Raw genomic sequence first — 17,740 nt, forward strand, 5'->3', positions numbered from 1 at the left:
GCGAGGACTTTCTGTGACAAAACGTCGCGTAGTGGTTACCGGTATTGGGATGCTTTCACCATTGGGCCTGAACTGTGAAGACACATGGCGCAAACTGCTCGCAGGCGAGAGTGGTATAGGTGAAATCACTCATTTCGATTGTAGTAACTATTCAACCCGTTTCGCAGGTCAAATTAACGATTTTGATCCCTTGGATTATATCGATAAAAAAGAAACGAAAAAAATGGACCGCTTTATCCAATTAGGTGTTGCAGCGGGCAAACAAGCACTAGCCGATTCTGGATTACCCATTACCAGTGATAATGCTCATCGAGTCGGTGTAGCAATAGGTTCGGGAATTGGTGGTTTAGAGCAAATTGAACAAAATCATTCAAAATTACTCAACAGTGGGCCAAAGCGTGTATCTCCTTTCTTTGTGCCTTCCACGATAACGAACATGATCTCTGGCTTTCTTTCTATTATGGAAGGGTTGAAAGGGCCCAATATCAATGTTGTAACAGCCTGTACCACAGGGGTCCACAACATAGGTATCGCGGCAAGAACAATAGCCTATGATGATGCAGATGCAATGTTAGCCGGCGGCGCTGAGGCAACCATTACCCCGCTAGGTATCGCAGGTTTCGCTGCTGCTCGCGCGTTGTCGTCTCGTAACGACGACCCTAAAGCTGCAAGTCGTCCGTGGGACAAAGACAGAGATGGCTTTGTAATGGGCGAGGGTGCTGGTGTGGTAATGCTTGAAGAGTACGAAGCGGCGAAAGCACGCGGCGCGACTATCTATGCAGAGCTGGTTGGGTTTGGTATGAGCGGCGACGCTTATCACATGACTTCTCCACCAGCAGACGGTGAAGGTGCGGCAACGTCGATGGAAAACGCAATACGAGACGCCAAGATCGACCCCTCCGACATTGGATACGTCAATGCTCACGGTACATCAACGCCAGCCGGAGATGTCGCCGAGGTTGCAGCGGTTAAGCGAGTATTCAACGAACACGCTTACGATTTGTTGGTGAGTTCTACTAAATCGATGACAGGCCACTTGCTAGGTGCTGCGGGTTCAGTAGAGGCGATCTTCACTATATTAGCGCTCAGAGATAAAATGGCGCCACCTACCATCAATCTTGATGAGCCGGGTGAAGGGTGCGATTTAGACTTTGTAGCGAATAAAGCGAAAATGTTTACTGCTGACCATGCGTTATGTAACTCATTTGGTTTTGGCGGCACCAATGGCTCGTTAATTTTCAAGCGTCCGTAAGCGCGTGGGGGTATGTAGGCCTAGATGAGCTTTACAGAGCGCTGTTATATTATGCTTTTACACTGATATTTTAAAAATCAAAGGGTGATGCCTCATATGCATCACCCTTTGTTGTTTGCACTCAGCAACTTGGTATACTCCACATTACCATGACCAGCACTTGAGATACCGAGCAGATAGTGAAGATAATTACCAGTGATACGCCTATAACGTCAAGCGACAGAGCTTTTAATTATGGTGATGGTGTATTTACTACGATTTGTGTGGCAAACGACCACCCTGAATTGCTGTCTCTCCATCTGTCTCGGTTATCCCATGATTGTGCGGCAATTGGTCTGTCTATCGATACTCACATCTTAGAACGCGCTATATGGTCTAAGATAAAGGCACTTCAACCTTCCTCTGTTCTTAAAAGTAAAGAACCTTCACAGATAGGCGTCGAAAAAAGCGGTTTATCAGAGGTTGGATCAAACCCGTTGCAACACGACAAATCAGAAATAAAGTACGTGTTAAAGGTGCATATATCTGGCGGAGAGGCAGGGCGAGGGTACAGTCGTGATGAAACAAATCCACCGCTAGTTCGATTCACCCAACATCCATATCCTACTCATTACGACTTTCTTTTGGGCACGGGCGTTACTCTCATGTGCGCGCAAACAGCATTAGCTATTCAGCCTGCGTTGGCCGGTATCAAACACATGAACCGCTTAGAGCAAGTTCTGATCAAAAGAGAAATTAACTTCGCTAACGTTGATGATGCGCTTGTGTGCGACACACAAGGTAACGTTATTGAATGCAGTGCAGGTAATATTTTCTTTTTTGCTAATGAAATCTGGTGCACCCCCTCACTGACAGGCAGCGGCGTAAATGGTGTAGTGAGGCAATGTTTACTCAACGCACTGGGTGACGAAGAGGTGTCGTACAAGGTAGGAGAGTTTACGCTTAACGACCTTATGCGTGCAGATTGCGTGGTTATCACAAATGCGCTTATGAAGGTACTTCCGGTAAAAAGCATTTCGTTTACTGACGGCAGCACATCGATATATTCAGTAAACGACAACAACATTCATACCCTTCAATCACTGCTGCTCAAGTGCATCGATGAACAACGTTCCTATGAAAGCCGCACTTTAGAACAGCGTGGTGCTGAAGCCCTAAGTCATCAATCGAAAAGACAGGAGTCATGATTGTGAAACGTGTTTTATTTGTAGCTACCTTTCTGATCATACTAGGGTTGGCATGCGCTGCCGGCGGAACTTACCATATTTCCAACGCGGTTACTAAGCCTCTTGAGTTAAAGCAAGATACGCTGCTTTCTATTGAAAAAGGGGGCAGCGCTTACAAAGTCGTAACGCAGCTTCGCAATAAAAAAATGACCGACATAAACCCCATTGTTGCCAAGGTGTGGCTTAAATTCTTTGCCTCCAGTACAGATATTAAATCGGGCACTTATATGTTGCTTCCCGGGCAGTCGTTGGCCGATATTTTCACTACATTCACACAAGGTGATGAGTATTTCTTTTCTGTCAGTCTGGTTGAAGGATTAACGCTGGCTCAATGGCACAATACATTAAATGGCATTGGCGAAATTGAATTTGATTTGGGCCAGCAAGCAGCCACCGACAGTGCGTCTTCGTTATCGGGCGTTGCAAGTTCATCAGCAGAGGCTGTGACTTTAGGATTGGATTTGGCGTCTACACTTTTATCACAAGCCAATACATTGGCTAAATTAGGGGTAAGTGAGAGCGAAAAACTGGAAAATACAGAAGGGCTCTATCTTGCTGATACGTACTTTTTCACTAAAGGTACTAAAGCCAGCGAAATTCTGATGCGGGCACATATTGCTCTTGTTAATTTTCTTATGTCTGAATGGGAAGCCCGTGAAGTAGATTTACCGCTCGTAACGCCATACGATGCTCTGATCTTGGCCAGTATTATTGAAAAAGAAACGGCGGTACCAGAAGAGCGAGATTTAATAGCCGGTGTTTTTGTTAATCGACTCAACAGGGACATGCGCCTACAAACCGATCCAACGGTAATCTACGGTATTGGGCCTTCATTTGATGGTAATATAACGCGCAAGCATTTACGTACGCGAACGCCTTATAATACCTATGTTATAAAAGGCCTTCCGCCAACACCCATTGCGATGGCGGGCAAAGCGGCTATTCGCGCGGCGTTACGGCCGAGAACCACTGAAGCGCTTTACTTCGTCGCTAAAGGTGATGGAAGTCACCAGTTTTCAAATACGCTAAGTGAGCACAATGCAGCCGTGAGACAATATCAATTGGGACGCTAAAACTAATTAATAGCTAGGCAATAGCTAAGTAGAAGCCAATTAATAGCCGTACTTATTCGTCGAATAGCAATCAATTAAAGAGATGTTTTTGAAACCATGAATGGAAAGTTTATAGTCGTTGAAGGCCTAGAGGGCGCAGGCAAAAGTTCGGTCATTGGACTTATTGTGGATGCCTTAAAGAACGCAGGTAAATCCGTTGAGCAAACTCGCGAGCCTGGTGGCACACCCATGGCAGAAGCTATTCGAGATTGTGTAAAACACGACTGGGATGAACAGGTTTCTGAAGAAACAGAGCTTTTGTTGATGTACGCCGCCAGAGTTCAGCTTTTAACAAATCGCATCTACCCAGCGCTAGAGAGTGGTTTTTGGGTTGTTGGAGATAGGCACGACTTGTCATCACAAGCATATCAAGGCGGTGGCAGAGGCGTATCGCCCGATACCATGAGTGCAATAAGTCAAATAGCGCTTAAAGGGTTTAAACCCGACCTCACCATTTACTTAGACGTTGAGCCTGCTATTGGTCTTGAGCGCGCCCGCGGAAGGGGAGAGCTTGATAGAATTGAACAATCGGGGATCGCATTTTTCGAGCGTACCCGAGAGCGCTACCTAGCGCTCGCCAATAACGATGACAGTATTCGAGTTGTTGATGCTATGCAGCCAATGGAAAGCGTTCACAGTGACGTTAAGACCTTAATCAATAACTATGTGGTAGGTGCGTAACCCATGTATCCCTGGTTTAATGATGTCTTTCATTCATTTACGTCCCGATACTTAGCGAACAAGCTGCATCATGCTTTATTGCTAAGTGGTGCAAGTGGTATTGGTAAATATAGATTGGCACAAGCGCTAGGCAATACACTTTTGTGCAAAACACCTAAAGAGCAAGGCGCGTGTGAAAAGTGTTCATCGTGCTTGCTGCGCATAGCGGGTAATCATCCCGACCTGTATATTTTAGAAAGTGAAAAGCAGTTAGGTGTTGATAAAATACGCGAAGGCATTGCTAAACTAAGCGGTACGGCTCAGATGAGTGGTAATAAAGTGCTGCTCATACCCAATGCCGATACAATGACCGAAGCCGCGGCCAACGCGCTGCTAAAAACGTTGGAAGAGCCAACGGCGAATACCTACCTAGTGCTTATTACCAGTAGCATAACAAAGTTGATGCCTACCATATTGAGCCGATGTGAAAAACACGCGCTGCCGTTACCCAGTCAAGCGTTAAGTTTGAACTACCTGCGCGAATGTGGCGTAGAAGATGCCAGTGAAGCTTTATTAGCAGCGTATGGTAACGCGCCGTTGCGCGCTGAAGCGGCTTTAAAAGGTGAGGAAGAGTTTAGCTTTCGCACGTTTAATGATGATTTTCAGGCATTGCTCGCGGGCGATGCCGACAGTCAGGCACATCGCTTGGCAAAAAAATGGCAAGATAACGCGGTGCTAGCGTCGAAGTGGTGCATGCAAAAAGCCCATGGCGATTATATGGCTAGCCAGCAGCCGTCAGATTATTCCCGTTACGCGCAATGCGTGGAGGTAGTGAAAACACTTCAACACCCTGGGGTGAATAGGTCGATGGTACTATTTGGGCTTTTAAAATTATTTCAGCGATAAATAGTGGCCAACGAATAACGACTAATATGAGTAAAGGTGTAACTTGTTTGTAGATTCTCATTGTCATTTAGACAGATTAAAGCAGGGCCCTGAGGCCTTGGCTGAAACCCTTAATTTTGCGCGCACACGTGGCGTTGAGCACTTTTTGTGTGTTTGCGTTTCGGTTGCCGATTTTGACAGCATGCGAGAGGCCGTTATTGGATTTGATGATGTCTCCGTGTCCTGTGGTGTACATCCTCTTCATCAAGATGAAGCATGCACCTACGACGAGTTGCTAGAAAAAGCACAGCAAAGTGACGTAGTGGCAGTGGGCGAGACGGGCCTTGATTATTTTTATAGCCCTGAAAGTAAAGATGTTCAGTTAACTTCGTTCATTGACCATATAAAAGTGGCGAACGTCACCAATAAACCACTTATCATTCACACTCGAGACGCCCGTGAAGATACCATTAATTTACTGAAAGAGCATAAAGACCCGAGTACGAAAGGGGTGTTGCACTGCTTTACTGAATCTTTGGAAATGGCCCAAGCTGCAATAGAGATGGACTTTTATATTTCTATTTCAGGGATCGTTACGTTCAATTCAGCAGATGAATTACGTGAAGTGGTGAAGGAAATCCCTTTAGAGCGTTTGCTCATTGAAACTGATTCACCTTGGTTAGCGCCGGTGCCCCATAGAGGAAAGCAAAACCAGCCTGGGTATGTTGTTGAAGTGGCTGAGTTTATTGCAGAGCTTAAGGGGATAACGGTGAAGGAATTAGCACGTATCACGACTGATAATTTTTATACTCTTTTCGCATTAGCGAAAAAGAGCGCAGCGTAAGGACTGACTATGCCATCATGGCGTCAAAGCTTAGTAAAAAGTTTACATAAAACGCGAAGCATACCTGAAAGCCGATATTTTCAAATAGCCACGGCTGATCGCGAGGGCGTGCCTTTTTGTAGAACGGTTGTGCATCGCGGACTAACCGATGATAACACGCTGTTGGTGATTTCAGATACACGTACAGACAAGTATCAGCAGTTGAGTGAAAACAACCGATGTCACGTGTCGTGGTACTTTGCTAAAACTCGCGAGCAGTATCGTTTTAACTGTATAGCATCCATGGTAACTAAGGTTGAACAACCTGATTTGGTAGAAGCGCAGTGGGAAAAGCTCTCTGATGCCGGCAAAAAGCAGTTTCTGTGGGGCCGGCCCGGAACGCCTAGGCAAGATGAGTCTGCATTGAACATCGAAGGGGATTATTCAATCGTTCCCGCACATTTCTGTGTACTATCTCTTAACATTGAAAACGTGGACTACCTTAATTTACGTGGCAATCCACAGCATAGGGAATGGCACGAAAAGGATGAAAATGATAACTGGGTGAGTCAGTCGGTCATTCCGTAATGCCGCTTGCGGTTAAAGCTCACGGTTAAGCGATTGAGACTTAAGGCTGGGGCTTGAGGCAAAGGCTCGAGTTTGCGTTTTTAGCTAGCCACGAATGGTTGAAACCGCGATTGTAAAGTTTAATTGGAAAATATGCCCGAAAAACTAGCTTGAAGAAACGTTCTTAAAGAGCGCGACTGCCACTTAGGGTGGGAGGAAGTAAATGACATAGGGTGAAAGAGAGGGTCAATAGCAAGTAGAGCCGCCATACAGAATCACAGGCGGCTCAGCAGATAGCCTAGCAGGTGTTTAATCAAATACTTTAGAAATTGGCTCGTCGCCTTTGAACAGGTAGGTGATTAAGTTATCCTCACTTGTACGGCCCACGCTTTCCACGATAGCAGTAGCCACGTCTTCTCTTGGGATCACTGCTTCATCTTGATTGTCCGGCATGTCAGTTCTCACTAGGTGCGTGCCAGGCTCATTAAGTAATGTTCCCGGACGCAAAATAATGTGATTCACACCGCTTTTTATTAAGTATTCATCCGCCACGTGTTTGGCAACTAAATAGGGTCTCATTTCGCCCTGTATTGAGTCAGGATCACCGGCGCCGATAGAGCTGACCATAATAAACTTAGGGACTTTCGCGCACTTAGTGTAGTCGACAGCTTTTTGAGCAGCCCACAAGTCAATCATAATCGTCTTGTCTGCACCTGTATTGCCACCTGAACCTGCGGTAAATACCACAACGTCCACGCCTTCGAAGTGCGAAGAAAAGTCTTTTTCTAAATCTTGCTCAATAACGCTTAGGTTGCTGTTATCAATATCAGACAATTTTTCTGGGCTTCTGACTGGTGCAATAACATGATGACCAAGCGCTAACAGTTTTCCTGTCGCTTGCTTACCAATTTGACCAGATGCGCCAATTACGAGTACTTTCGCCATAAATATACCTCCTTGATTGTGTTAGCTAATACATAGTCCACACAATCAAAAACGATCAGTTATGTCGATAAGTCGCACGTAAGTGCGGTGCATAACGGAAAAATACCGGTTTAATAAGTGTAAAAATAAACGCTCGAGCTTTATCACGTGGTCTAGCTGGATAATTCAATGTCTGTGAATGGCATAATCAATGGTGTTTGTTGTACACTTAGTATACACATGCTTAAGAGAAATTAATGTGCCCAAAGTAAAGTTGATACTTCTTACTCTTGTTTCCTTTTTTTGTTTTCAAATGAATCACGTTAGTGCAGTTGAAACTATGAAAGTTCTTTCGGCAAATACACCCGTATTTAGCGAGTTTCAAAGCGATGGAAGTGTTAAAGGCTATTCAGTGGACTTTGCCACTGCATTACTTGATCTAGCGGGTATTCAAGCTAATGTGACGCCATTGCCTTTCGCGCGATTAATTCAAGAGCTCGATACCGGCGAACTCATGTTAGCGACTGGCATAGGTCGAACCGCAGAACGAGAAGACAAATATTTCTGGATAGCACCATTAACTGCAAACGTAGTGGGGTTGTATGGCAAAAAGACCATAGACCTTGATTTACTGACGGCGCAAAACAAAACCATTTCTGTTGCGGTATTGCGAGGAGATTATCGAGTTGAGTTAGGGCGTAAATATCCTCAGTTTGTTTTGCACCAGTTCAATACTTGGAATCAAGCGGTAGATGCTGTCCTGAAAGACAGGGTAGACGCCGTATTTTTCTCTGATTTTGGTATGGCTATTTTTTGTCAGAGAAACGACATGGATTGCTCTACCGTCAGCAGACAATATTCCCATAACGTATTGTACAGTTATGTGGCGATGCCAAAGACGGATAAAAATAGAGAGTACGCCACTAATTTAGTCAAAGAAGTGGGTCGACTTTTAAAGCGTCCAGAATATGCTGAAATTAAACGCCGATGGCTGCCAGTATTAGAAGAGTATTCGCCCAATGTGTCTGAAATAGAAGGAGTCATCGTTCTTGGCAAAACCTTAGTAGATGATAATAGCCAGCCAAAGCCTTGGGTTATCACCAATGAGGAGCCGTTGTTTAGTGAGCGAAACAAGCGAGGAGAACTTACAGGATACGCCGTTGATTTGGTTCAGAGCATTCTGGTTGAAGCAGGTATCAAAACGGATATTTTGAGTGCTCCCTGGCAGCGTATTTTAATTGAAAGTGCAATGAAACAAGATGTTCTCGTATTTTCACTAGTGAGAACCGTAGAACGCGAAAATCTCTTTCATTGGATTACACCAATAACACAAAATGCCTATTCTGTATTCTCCAAACGTGGAAGCAGCAGTACTGAAGTTTTGTCATTGGAAGAGTTGCCTGCAGGCAGCCGAATTGCTGTGCTTAAGGGAGACTTTAGACAGGAGATCATTAAAAGAGCCGGGTATTGGGCTGTGCCTCTTGAGAGCTGGAAAAGCGCAGTGTTAGCACTAGATGACGGTAGAGCAGACTATTTATTTTTTTCTGACGGCGGAATAGACATCATTTGCGGTGATTTAGGTGATATATGCAATAGTTTCACTAAACTGTTTACCTATCAAAAAGCAACAACGTATTTAGCGGTGTCCAAAAAGGGTACTACCCCTGAACTCGTAACAAAACTTATTGAAGCGTCAATGACTTTTAAACAATCAAGCCAGTACAAACACCTTACTGAGAAGTGGTTAGCTGATTATGCAACTCGCACGTCACTCTCGCTGACCGAAGACGAGGGCGTAATAGTGTTTGGACAGACTGATTACTGAATGCTGTATATTGAGTAGTGATGTAATGATAGCGTAGGCGATTTTTGTTGGCTTAACTTTTTAAAATTCGTGTAAAAACCAATGTGTTGACTACCCAATAAGCTAGGTTAGTGGTATTAATATTTTTATTGCTGCAAATACTTACACCCTAGGAATGCCCTAGAGCGCTCACGATGGATCGAGTTTAACAGCGATATTATAAACAACATTCAATAACCATGAATTGTTGAAAAAATAAATTCAATGTACACCTCATTTTAAAAATATAATTAAGGAAGTAGTAATGACAACGGAAGAAAAAATGTATTGGGGGCTTACAGCACGAACATACTGCACGCTTATACATGTAAGCCAACTATCGAGTATTGTTATACCTGGGCTGGGGCTTATTTTGCCTATTGTTATGTGGATAGCCCACAAAGATCAAAATGAAGATATAGATAAACACGGTAAAGTAACGGCTAACTGGTTAATAAGTTTAGTTATCTATTCAATAATTTGCGGAATTCTGCTGTTGATATTTATTGGTGCGTTCGGGTTAATGATTCTGGGCATTCTAAACTTAATTTTTGCAATTATTGCAGCGTTAAAAGCCAATGGGGGAGAGTTGTGGCATTACCCGTTGAGCATCAAGTTCTTTAAAGTATAGAGGCTCAGTAACTGTTCGTTGCTTATACTTATTTGCCTGTGATGTTATATCACAGGCCTACACTATGCCCACATACACATTCTAAGACGCCACGCACTATCGCAATTTTGTTGCACAGCACTGTTTAAACTTCTTATTGCTGCCACAAAGACAGGGCAAATTCCTACCGTATTTTATTTTTCCACAATCATCGTGAAGCGTGCCATCGTGATAACGCCATTGACTCTCTTCAATGACAAAGTTTGATGTTTCATGAAGCTGAAATAAGCTTTTGTTTTCAAAATAAAACGCCGTAAATTCGACGGTATCAGGTATTGTTTTCTGAGTTGAGGGTGGCGTTACCTGAAGAGCGAACCACACTGCGCCATCAGCACTTTGTTTAAGGCTTTCTACGGTTAGCCCTTCTTGTTTTTCACTTGTGTAGGTATTAAGTACGTAATCGTACTGGTGTGTCGCATAAGCTGAAAATCGAGAGCGCATAAGTTGCTCTGCACATTTCGGCGATTCGGTACCATTTAAAAAGGGCTCACAACAACGTTCAAAAGAAGCGGAAGAACAACAATAGCAACGCATAACACTCAACTACACTTAGGGTTTCATGACGCGATATTGTATCGCATCAGCAGAGTGAATTGCGAGGAGGCATTACAAGCGTGCATCTTGAACGCGTAGCTAAATGAGATCGCTATATTCTCTGTTTCTTCTCTGTTTCCCTCTTTATCACCAAGGGCCAACCGCAACATTTTTGCTCTGCTGAGTATTGTCTACCTTTACGTTAACTAAACTCACAGAGTAAAGCTCACAAAGTTTGCGGATCATATCGCTGTCTGTGGGCTGTAAGTCTAAATCTATATTTTCAACATATAGCGTTTTACATTGGCCGCCAGTAATGAGCTTACTTATCCACTCTGGTACTTTCTCTTTCTCAGGCTTTTGAATGCGAATGGCATTTACAACGTCTTTAGAAAATGCAACTGAGTTAGAGAGAAGGTAACTCCACCCCTTGTCGTTTCTTTCTTCAAAGCTTCCTTTTCCTTCACTGGGGTAACCTTCAATAGGTAATGGAAGTTGAACTACATTTTCAACCGCGGTATTTAATACTGTGTTGCGAAGTGCATTGAATCGACAAACTGATGAATTACTCATAGGTCATACCTTATTTTTATAAAACCGTTTTAACTGTTTAAGTATACAGTGTGTATGTGTATACAGTAGTTGTGATGAATCTCTTTTGCAAGCAGTAGATTGTGTTTTTTTCGAACAACTGCGAGAAAACTATCTAAGTGCTTTTAAATAAAAGGAATTTTTATTACGCCATAAAATATTCATCTGATACTGTTCGCAGACGCAGACGCAGACGCAGACGCAGACGCAGACGCAGACGCAGGTATAAGCGTGAGCGTCTGTATACAGGTAAGAGGCTAAAAATAGGTGAGGCTTGATAATCTCGTACGTAAACTTTTACATTGACTGCGAGCGCTTTAGGAAATGCACTGTAATCAGTATCTGAAGTGTGGGTAAATAGAGTTAATTTTGACTAGCAGTCAGGGTAGGAAATATGGGATAAGACAGTGAAAAAATGGCAGTTAGGATAAGAAACAGTAATGAACTTCTTCGTTAATCTTGGTTATGCAGGAATGTTTGTCAGTGCATTTCTAGCTGCCACAATATTGCCCTTTAGTTCAGAAATAGTCATTACAGCACTTTATAGTAATGGGCTCCCTGGTTGGGGGTTACTGTTTGTGGCGTCCAGTGGAAATATTCTAGGCGCTTTGGTGAACTACGCACTGGGTTTTAAATTCGGTAGGGTAGTTGCTACAAAGATTTTAAGAATAAGCGAAAAAGCGTTTCTTCGCGCTTCTCGCTTTTTTACCCGATGGGGAAAGTGGAGCCTGCTTTTGTGTTGGGTGCCGATCATTGGCGACCCAATCACGCTAGTTGCAGGCGTGCTTCGCAGTAATTTTTGGTTTTTCTTTTGTGTTGTTGCTATGGCGAAAACCGCGCGTTATTCACTGCTGCTTTACATTCTGTCATAAATCGTTCAGTACGATATTGTTAAAGCGTACGTTGAGTGTAAATAGATAGACTAGGGCGTGCTAAGGATATTGAGGGCTATTTGCTTTAGCCGCTGATTTTTTTGCCTGCTGCCGACTTCTTTTCTTTTTGTGTGTCATTAGCCATTGTTTAGCTCTCGGTGCTAAGAGGATAGCTCCCGCTAACCAATACCAAATGGGGTCTTGCCAAAAGGTTTTTTGTGACCAGCTAAAGTGCAAAAGAGTCAGTGGTAATATGAGGTAAATTGCATTGTGGAGCTGCTGCCAACGCTTCCCCATTTTTCTTTGTATTCCCTTAAAAGAGGTCGCAGTAAGAGCCGTTAGCAGCAATAACGCTACCATGCCAACCACAATGTAAGGGCGACTAATGAGTTCACTTAACACTAGGGCCATATCAAGCTGAAGCTCAAACAAAACGTAGGTACCCAAATGAGCCAATGCGTAGACAAACACATACACACCAAGCATTCTTCTGAACTGAATGGGAGCTGGACTACGCATTTGCTTAGCCAGTGGACTGAGCAACAGGGTAATGAATAATAGATGAATTGCCCAGATGCCGGTTTCGTTTAAAAGTGTGTCCACTGGGTCCGGACCTAATGTGTCGTTAATGCCAGCGTAGAACAGCCACACTAAGTAACCGGTAGCGACTACGTGAATGACTGATTTAATTGACCGTCTGAGCCATGAAGACAGGCGCAGTGGAGCGTTCCTCAGTGCCATATTAGTAAAACTTTGCCAAATTCATATCAGAATAAAGAGGAGCCACTTCTGAATACCCATTGAACAGCTGTGTTTCTATTCGGTTTCGAGATAAAAGACCACCAGAGGTAATTCGACGTTCGCTGGCTTGGCTCCAACGAGGATGGGAGACTTTAGGATTAACATTGGCATAAAAACCGTATTCATTTGAAGCAAGTCGATTCCACGTGGTTGGAGGTTGCTTATCTGTTAAACGGATACGCACCACAGACTTAATACTTTTAAATCCATACTTCCACGGGACTACCAACCGAATTGGGGCGCCGTTTTGTGGGGGAAGGGTTTTCCCGTATAAACCAACGGACATCAGCGTTAATGGATGCATAGCCTCATCCAAGCGCAAGCCCTCAACATAAGGGTACTCAATACCGCCACCCAAAAACCGATTACTTTGCCCTGGCATTTGTTCTGGATCATACAGGGTCTCAAATGCCACATACTTTGCTGACATTAATGGGTCCGCTTGTTTGATAAGGGCCGCTAATTCAAACCCTATCCAAGGTACCACCATCGACCAAGCTTCAACACACCGTAATCGATAAATGCGTTCTTGAAGAGGAAAGCGCTTTGTCAGCGAGTCATGGTCGAGTACGAATGGCTTTTTTACTAAACCATCTATTTTTAATGTCCATGGGTCGGTTTTCAATTCACTGGCGTTTTCTGCTGGGGCATCTTTAGATGTGCCAAACTCATAAAAATTATTGTACGAAGTTACTTTCTCTTCAGGAGTACGGGTTTCACTAATTTGATATTGAGCAGGCTTGGTAAAATCTAATGGCTTACTTTGAAAGGTTGCCTTTTCTTTCTCATCTTCCCAAAACCAGTCAGCCGCACTCGCAGATTGTGCAAGTAGCGTTGACGCGCCGACAAACCCAAGAGACTTTAGCAATGATCTCCGGTTCATATAAATACTTTCATCGGTTACATGATTGTCGGTTAACTTTACAGATGGTTTAAACGGTTTAGACATACTTACACCATAATTATTGAGCGCTTAGACATTAAAAACTGAAAAGCAGGTAACGTTGAATTTGCGCGACGACACCGAGATTACATTACTTACGTGAAAACAATGTTTTAGGATTGCTCCGCGTATTACAAACCATGTATTAAATGCCTTGTATTACACGCCTAGTATTACACGCGTTTTATTACGCGGTATTAAACACGCAAATTTTATAAAAAGTCACTACAGATTTAACACGCAGAAAATAAGACCCATGTAATAAGAATAAAATTTCATGAATTAAAAAGAACACAGCGAACTGTTATGGTAATAAATGTTGCTAAATAAACTCATAATGCTTTTTTATGCATAGTAATCAATAGCTTTAGCCTATGCTGATAATGAGCAAAGGTATTATACAAGACCTAGGTTTAGGTTTTAGTTTGGCTGCTGTTTACTCTACCTTGTTCTCGTTACGTTGGCGCGGGCAAACTCCAGGTAAAAAAGTGTGTAATATTCGCCTGGTTTCGTTAAGCGGTGAGTCACTTGGCATGCTTGATTGACTTGGCCGGTATGGCGGTTACGGAGCAGGTTTTGCGGCGGGTTTATTAGGCTTTTTACAGGTTTACTGGGATCCAAACAGACAGGCCATTCAGGATAAAATATGAGCCACCGCGGTTATTCAGGGGAGTGTGAACCAAGTTGTAAATGCAAATACTATTGCTGATGCGGTTACAGATTAGCTTTACGCAACATAACCTAATAACCCCATTTAACCCCTAGCGCTAGATATGGAAACTGTCTTGAATGCCGCCTTGTTTAGGTGAAAATATACTGCTGTAAAGGCGAGATGCAAATTCGTCAGTCATACCTGATATATAGTCGGCAAGCACACGCATGCCGTTTCCCTCATCCTCTGCTTTACGCCAGCGCTCTTGTGTGTTCTCTGGCAGCAAGCGGGCAGGATCTGAGGCAAAGGCTTCAAAGAGCTCCATCACCACCAGTTGCCCTTTATATTCCAACAGCTGAACATCTGGGCGGCGTATTACCTTTCTAAACACAAACCGCTTAAACAGCGCCAATGCTTCGCCAAAGCCTTGGGGCATGGTGGCATTAAAGGCTAATAGCGGGTGAGAAAATCCATCTACCTTTTGAATTTCGATAGCAGTAATAAAGCTGTTTACCAGCGCGCCAATCGCATTTTTACGCTCGTGGTGGGCATGACTAAACAATTTTGTGGTCAGCGATTCGATATTATCTGAAAGCCATGGAATAGACAGCGCTTTTAATGGGTTCGTCACATCTTCTATGAAATGCGCTTTTTGCACCATATCCATGACAATGGCATCTTCTAAATCGTGGATGCCGTAGGCAATATCATCGGCCAGCTCCATAATAGAACAATCAAATGACTTGAAGCAGGTTTTACTGTGGGCACTTGTACTGCCAGTAAATTGCATAAACAACTGTTTATCGTCACTGTTTAGCGGAGCAAGCAGCCAATCGAGCAAGGGCTTATCACATTGAAATAGCCCTTTAGGCGGGTGCCAATCATCGGCTTTAACTTGGCGCAATGAGTGGGGACGAGGGCCGGCAGCCTCTTTAGTATGCAGTGTATTTATAAAGTTGGGGTATTTGACTAGTCCCAAAATACTGCGTCGGCATAAATTCATGCCATGGTCGGCCGTGTAAGGCTCCAACTGAGTCACAATACGAAACGTTTGACCGTTACCTTCAAAACCACCGTGTTCATGCATCATGTAGTTGAGCGCAATTTCTCCACCATGACCAAAAGGAGGGTGGCCAATGTCATGAGCCAAACAGATAGTTTCAATTAAGGTAGGGTCGAGCATTAAGTCTTTGGCTATATCAGGAAACTTGTTCCACAGCTGCGCGGTGATCCCCGTACCTATTTGAGCGGCCTCTAGCGAGTGCGTCAGTCGAGTTCGGTAAAAATCACTTAAACCAACACCCAATACTTGTGTCTTTGCTTGTAATCTTCTAAAAGCCGCGCTGTGGAGTACTCGTGCTTTATCTCTTTGGTAAGGATTTCTGTGATCGCCGTCTCTCGATTCGCTGCGTGGAAGGCGACGCTCGTGTAAATCTAATTCCCATTGAGATGTCGTCACAGTAGCTCCTTTTTCAAATGTTACATTTCGTCTTGGGTTATTTCATCAAGACTCAACGAAAAGCTCGGTACATATTGAGTGAGAAAGTAATCCACTTCTTCAGAGTGATACTCTTTCAAAATTTTATCCAAGCGTTTCTTTGCTAGCGTAAACTCGCGATTTCCAGCAGCAATTTCTTCTAACGTTTTTAGATAAGCACACAGCACATCCGCTGCTTTCACAATGAAGGCATCTTCTGGGTTATGGTTTTGTGAATCTATTAGCGCGGCATAGTCATCCCGAAAAGATTCAGGCGCCATTTCAATAAGCTTATTTTCCGCTATCTTTTCTATCTTTTTATATTCTTCCTTTATCGCCGGATTAAAATACTTCACCGGGGTGGGAAGGTCGCCAGTCAGTACCTCAGATACGTCATGAAACATGGCCATCGTGGCTATACGCTCCGGATTAACGGTGCCGCCGAAAAATTTATTTTTGATAAGCGCAAGGGCATGGGCAACCATCGCCACTTGTAAGCTGTGTTCCTGCACATTTTCGGTACGCACATTGTGCATCAGTGGCCAGCGGTTGATTAACTTAAGCCGAGATAAGTGAGCAAAGAAATGACTTCTATCCGACATATTAAGCTCCCTGCTTATAGGTTCTAAAGAAGTTTCCAATTCTATGCAGGGCAGGCACTAACACGTCACTGTGAGGCAAAAATACCAAGCGGAAGTAAATGCCACTATTAAGATTGAATGCCTTGCCATGCACCAGCAGAATTTTTTCCGAGCTAAGCAAGTCTAAAATCATTTGCTCATCGTTGTGAATGTTGAATTTTTTCTCGTCTACTCGGGCAAAGCAGTACATAGCGCCTTTAGGTTTAACGCAGTGTATGCCATCTATGCCGTTAAGCATATCAGTGGTCACATCTCGTTGAATACGCAGCCGGCCGTTTTCGTTTACCAAGTCGTTAATACTTTGATATCCGCCAAGGGCAGTTTGAATTGCGCTTTGACATGGTACGTTTGCGCACATTCTCATTGAAGAGAGAATGTTGAGCCCTTCAATATAGTCAGAGGCCAGTCGCTTGTTACCACTAACCAATAGCCAACCAGCGCGAAATCCGGCTACACGGTAGTTCTTACTTAAGCCACTAAAAGTAACAAAGAAAACGTCGTCGGCTAGCGACGCAATGCTGGTGTGCTTTGCATCGTCGTAAAGAATTTTATCGTAAATTTCATCACTAAATACAACAAGCCCATGTTGCCGCGCTAATTCAACAATGTCTTGAAGTAGCGCTTCATCATACACAGCCCCCGTGGGGTTATTCGGGTTAATCAGAACAATTGCACGAGTTTTACTGGTTATTTTGCTTTTAATATCATCAAGGTCAGGGAACCAGTTAGATTGTTCATCGCAATGGTAATGAACCGGAGAGCCGGACGATAAACTGACCGCTGCTGTCCACAGTGGATAGTCAGGGCTGGGAATAAGCACTTCGTCACCGTGATTGAGCAGTGCTTGCATCGCTATCATAATGAGTTCGCTAACCCCGTTCCCAATATAAACATCGTCAACGCGAATATCTTTTATATTTCGCTGCTGGTAATACTGCATTACTGCTACACGCGCCGCGTAAATTCCCGTCGAGTCTGAGTACCCTTGAGAAGTCGGCAGATTATGAATAACGTCTTTCACTATATCGTCGGGGGCTTCAAAGCCAAACGGGGCAGGGTTACCTATATTCAATTTCAAAATGCGATGACCTTCGTCTTCCATCTTTTTAGCTTGTGCTGCTATTGGGCCTCGAATGTCATAACAAACGTTATCTAATTTATGTGAGCGAGATACAGTTTTCATGGTCTATCTGGTTGATTTACATGCCTTGAGATTATCGCAATCCACAGTGAGATGCGACGGCAATTTAGAAGAATTCAGCTTAAG

18 protein-coding genes and 1 pseudogene are annotated in these 17,740 nt (G+C 43.7%); 11 read left to right on the forward strand and 8 right to left on the reverse strand.

Annotated features, from left to right (window positions below; genetic code table 11):
• The first annotated feature begins 13 nt into the window (after positions 1–13).
• From fabF to ACOJR9_RS08565, 7 genes are all read left to right on the forward strand, one after another.
• Positions 14–1,252, forward strand: a complete 1,239-nt coding sequence (gene fabF / locus ACOJR9_RS08535) for a beta-ketoacyl-ACP synthase II (RefSeq protein WP_420935849.1) — start codon at positions 14–16, stop codon at positions 1,250–1,252.
• A gap of 179 nt (positions 1,253–1,431) precedes the next feature.
• Positions 1,432–2,439 (forward strand): aminodeoxychorismate lyase, encoded by a 1,008-nt coding sequence (pabC, locus tag ACOJR9_RS08540; RefSeq protein WP_420935850.1) that lies wholly within the window; start codon positions 1,432–1,434, stop codon positions 2,437–2,439.
• Between the two features lie 2 nt (positions 2,440–2,441).
• On the forward strand, positions 2,442–3,551 hold the full coding sequence (gene mltG, locus ACOJR9_RS08545; RefSeq protein WP_420935851.1) for an endolytic transglycosylase MltG: 1,110 nt from the start codon (positions 2,442–2,444) through the stop codon (positions 3,549–3,551).
• Between the two features lie 96 nt (positions 3,552–3,647).
• Entirely contained in the window at positions 3,648–4,271 is a 624-nt protein-coding gene (gene tmk / locus ACOJR9_RS08550; RefSeq protein WP_420935852.1) for a dTMP kinase, read from the forward strand.
• A gap of 3 nt (positions 4,272–4,274) precedes the next feature.
• On the forward strand, positions 4,275–5,156 hold the full coding sequence (holB, locus tag ACOJR9_RS08555; RefSeq protein WP_420935853.1) for a DNA polymerase III subunit delta': 882 nt from the start codon (positions 4,275–4,277) through the stop codon (positions 5,154–5,156).
• Positions 5,157–5,199: 43 nt separating this feature from the next.
• On the forward strand, positions 5,200–5,979 hold the full coding sequence (locus tag ACOJR9_RS08560; protein ID WP_420935854.1) for a TatD family hydrolase: 780 nt from the start codon (positions 5,200–5,202) through the stop codon (positions 5,977–5,979).
• A gap of 9 nt (positions 5,980–5,988) precedes the next feature.
• Entirely contained in the window at positions 5,989–6,546 is a 558-nt protein-coding gene (locus ACOJR9_RS08565; RefSeq protein WP_420935855.1) for a pyridoxamine 5'-phosphate oxidase family protein, read from the forward strand.
• 288 nt (positions 6,547–6,834) lie between these two features.
• Here ACOJR9_RS08565 and ACOJR9_RS08570 read toward each other — a convergent pair whose 3' ends face one another.
• Positions 6,835–7,470 (reverse strand): SDR family oxidoreductase, encoded by a 636-nt coding sequence (locus tag ACOJR9_RS08570; protein WP_420935856.1) that lies wholly within the window; start codon positions 7,468–7,470, stop codon positions 6,835–6,837.
• Between the two features lie 319 nt (positions 7,471–7,789).
• Between ACOJR9_RS08570 and ACOJR9_RS08575 the strand changes: the two genes are divergently transcribed.
• Entirely contained in the window at positions 7,790–9,274 is a 1,485-nt protein-coding gene (locus tag ACOJR9_RS08575) for a substrate-binding periplasmic protein (RefSeq protein WP_420935857.1), read from the forward strand.
• 283 nt (positions 9,275–9,557) lie between these two features.
• On the forward strand, positions 9,558–9,923 hold the full coding sequence (locus ACOJR9_RS08580) for a DUF4870 domain-containing protein (protein WP_420935858.1): 366 nt from the start codon (positions 9,558–9,560) through the stop codon (positions 9,921–9,923).
• Positions 9,924–10,019: 96 nt separating this feature from the next.
• On the opposite strand, the gene ACOJR9_RS08585 is transcribed toward ACOJR9_RS08580, so the two are convergent.
• Together ACOJR9_RS08585 and ACOJR9_RS08590 are read right to left on the reverse strand one after the other, a co-directional pair.
• On the reverse strand, positions 10,020–10,403 hold the full coding sequence (locus ACOJR9_RS08585; protein ID WP_420935859.1) for a YchJ family protein: 384 nt from the start codon (positions 10,401–10,403) through the stop codon (positions 10,020–10,022).
• 240 nt (positions 10,404–10,643) lie between these two features.
• Positions 10,644–11,069: a deoxyguanosinetriphosphate triphosphohydrolase gene (locus ACOJR9_RS08590; protein ID WP_420935860.1), complete on the reverse strand. Its 426-nt coding sequence runs from the start codon at positions 11,067–11,069 to the stop codon at positions 10,644–10,646.
• A gap of 458 nt (positions 11,070–11,527) precedes the next feature.
• Here ACOJR9_RS08590 and ACOJR9_RS08595 point away from each other — a divergent pair, with 458 nt between their 5' ends.
• The gene (locus tag ACOJR9_RS08595) at positions 11,528–11,959 is read left to right on the forward strand and encodes a YqaA family protein (RefSeq protein ID WP_420935861.1); all 432 of its coding nucleotides are present in this window, start codon (positions 11,528–11,530) and stop codon (positions 11,957–11,959) included.
• Between the two features lie 60 nt (positions 11,960–12,019).
• Here the strand turns inward: ACOJR9_RS08595 and ACOJR9_RS08600 are convergent, their stop codons facing one another.
• Together ACOJR9_RS08600 and msrP are read right to left on the reverse strand one after the other, a co-directional pair.
• Positions 12,020–12,700 (reverse strand): sulfite oxidase heme-binding subunit YedZ, encoded by a 681-nt coding sequence (locus ACOJR9_RS08600; protein WP_420935862.1) that lies wholly within the window; start codon positions 12,698–12,700, stop codon positions 12,020–12,022.
• Between the two features lies 1 nt (position 12,701).
• Positions 12,702–13,709 (reverse strand): protein-methionine-sulfoxide reductase catalytic subunit MsrP, encoded by a 1,008-nt coding sequence (msrP, locus tag ACOJR9_RS08605; protein WP_420935863.1) that lies wholly within the window; start codon positions 13,707–13,709, stop codon positions 12,702–12,704.
• Positions 13,710–14,077: 368 nt separating this feature from the next.
• Here msrP and ACOJR9_RS08610 point away from each other — a divergent pair.
• Positions 14,078–14,428 (forward strand): annotated as a pseudogene (locus ACOJR9_RS08610) (RDD family protein); the annotation flags it as partial.
• A 42-nt stretch (positions 14,429–14,470) separates the two neighbouring features.
• Here the strand turns inward: ACOJR9_RS08610 and ACOJR9_RS08615 are convergent.
• The 3 genes from ACOJR9_RS08615 to ACOJR9_RS08625 are packed head-to-tail and all read right to left on the reverse strand — an operon-like array spanning position 14,471 to position 17,656.
• Positions 14,471–15,814: an anti-phage deoxyguanosine triphosphatase gene (locus tag ACOJR9_RS08615; RefSeq protein ID WP_420935864.1), complete on the reverse strand. Its 1,344-nt coding sequence runs from the start codon at positions 15,812–15,814 to the stop codon at positions 14,471–14,473.
• Between the two features lie 20 nt (positions 15,815–15,834).
• On the reverse strand, positions 15,835–16,434 hold the full coding sequence (gene yfbR / locus ACOJR9_RS08620; protein ID WP_032095816.1) for a 5'-deoxynucleotidase: 600 nt from the start codon (positions 16,432–16,434) through the stop codon (positions 15,835–15,837).
• Between the two features lies 1 nt (position 16,435).
• The gene (locus ACOJR9_RS08625; protein WP_420935865.1) at positions 16,436–17,656 is read right to left on the reverse strand and encodes a pyridoxal phosphate-dependent aminotransferase; all 1,221 of its coding nucleotides are present in this window, start codon (positions 17,654–17,656) and stop codon (positions 16,436–16,438) included.
• Between the last annotated feature and the right edge of the window lie 84 nt (positions 17,657–17,740).

This window comes from Alteromonas ulvae (genome assembly GCF_048987005.1).
Taxonomy (GTDB): Bacteria; Pseudomonadota; Gammaproteobacteria; order Enterobacterales; family Alteromonadaceae; genus Alteromonas.

Bases quoted from the DNA above. Each gene is read 5' to 3' on its own strand.
- tmk (WP_420935852.1), top strand. From the start codon at position 3,648: ATGAATGGAAAGTTTATAGTCGTTGAAGGCCTAGAGGGCGCAGGCAAA.
- holB (WP_420935853.1), top strand. From the start codon at position 4,275: ATGTATCCCTGGTTTAATGATGTCTTTCATTCATTTACGTCCCGATAC.
- ACOJR9_RS08565 (WP_420935855.1), top strand. From the start codon at position 5,989: ATGCCATCATGGCGTCAAAGCTTAGTAAAAAGTTTACATAAAACGCGA.
- ACOJR9_RS08570 (WP_420935856.1), bottom strand. From the start codon at position 7,470: ATGGCGAAAGTACTCGTAATTGGCGCATCTGGTCAAATTGGTAAGCAA.
- ACOJR9_RS08575 (WP_420935857.1), top strand. From the start codon at position 7,790: ATGAAAGTTCTTTCGGCAAATACACCCGTATTTAGCGAGTTTCAAAGC.
- ACOJR9_RS08580 (WP_420935858.1), top strand. From the start codon at position 9,558: ATGACAACGGAAGAAAAAATGTATTGGGGGCTTACAGCACGAACATAC.
- ACOJR9_RS08585 (WP_420935859.1), bottom strand. From the start codon at position 10,403: ATGCGCTCTCGATTTTCAGCTTATGCGACACACCAGTACGATTACGTA.
- ACOJR9_RS08590 (WP_420935860.1), bottom strand. From the start codon at position 11,069: ATGAGTAATTCATCAGTTTGTCGATTCAATGCACTTCGCAACACAGTA.
- ACOJR9_RS08595 (WP_420935861.1), top strand. From the start codon at position 11,528: ATGAACTTCTTCGTTAATCTTGGTTATGCAGGAATGTTTGTCAGTGCA.
- ACOJR9_RS08600 (WP_420935862.1), bottom strand. From the start codon at position 12,700: ATGGCACTGAGGAACGCTCCACTGCGCCTGTCTTCATGGCTCAGACGG.
- msrP (WP_420935863.1), bottom strand. From the start codon at position 13,709: ATGTCTAAACCGTTTAAACCATCTGTAAAGTTAACCGACAATCATGTA.
- yfbR (WP_032095816.1), bottom strand. From the start codon at position 16,434: ATGTCGGATAGAAGTCATTTCTTTGCTCACTTATCTCGGCTTAAGTTA.
- ACOJR9_RS08625 (WP_420935865.1), bottom strand. From the start codon at position 17,656: ATGAAAACTGTATCTCGCTCACATAAATTAGATAACGTTTGTTATGAC.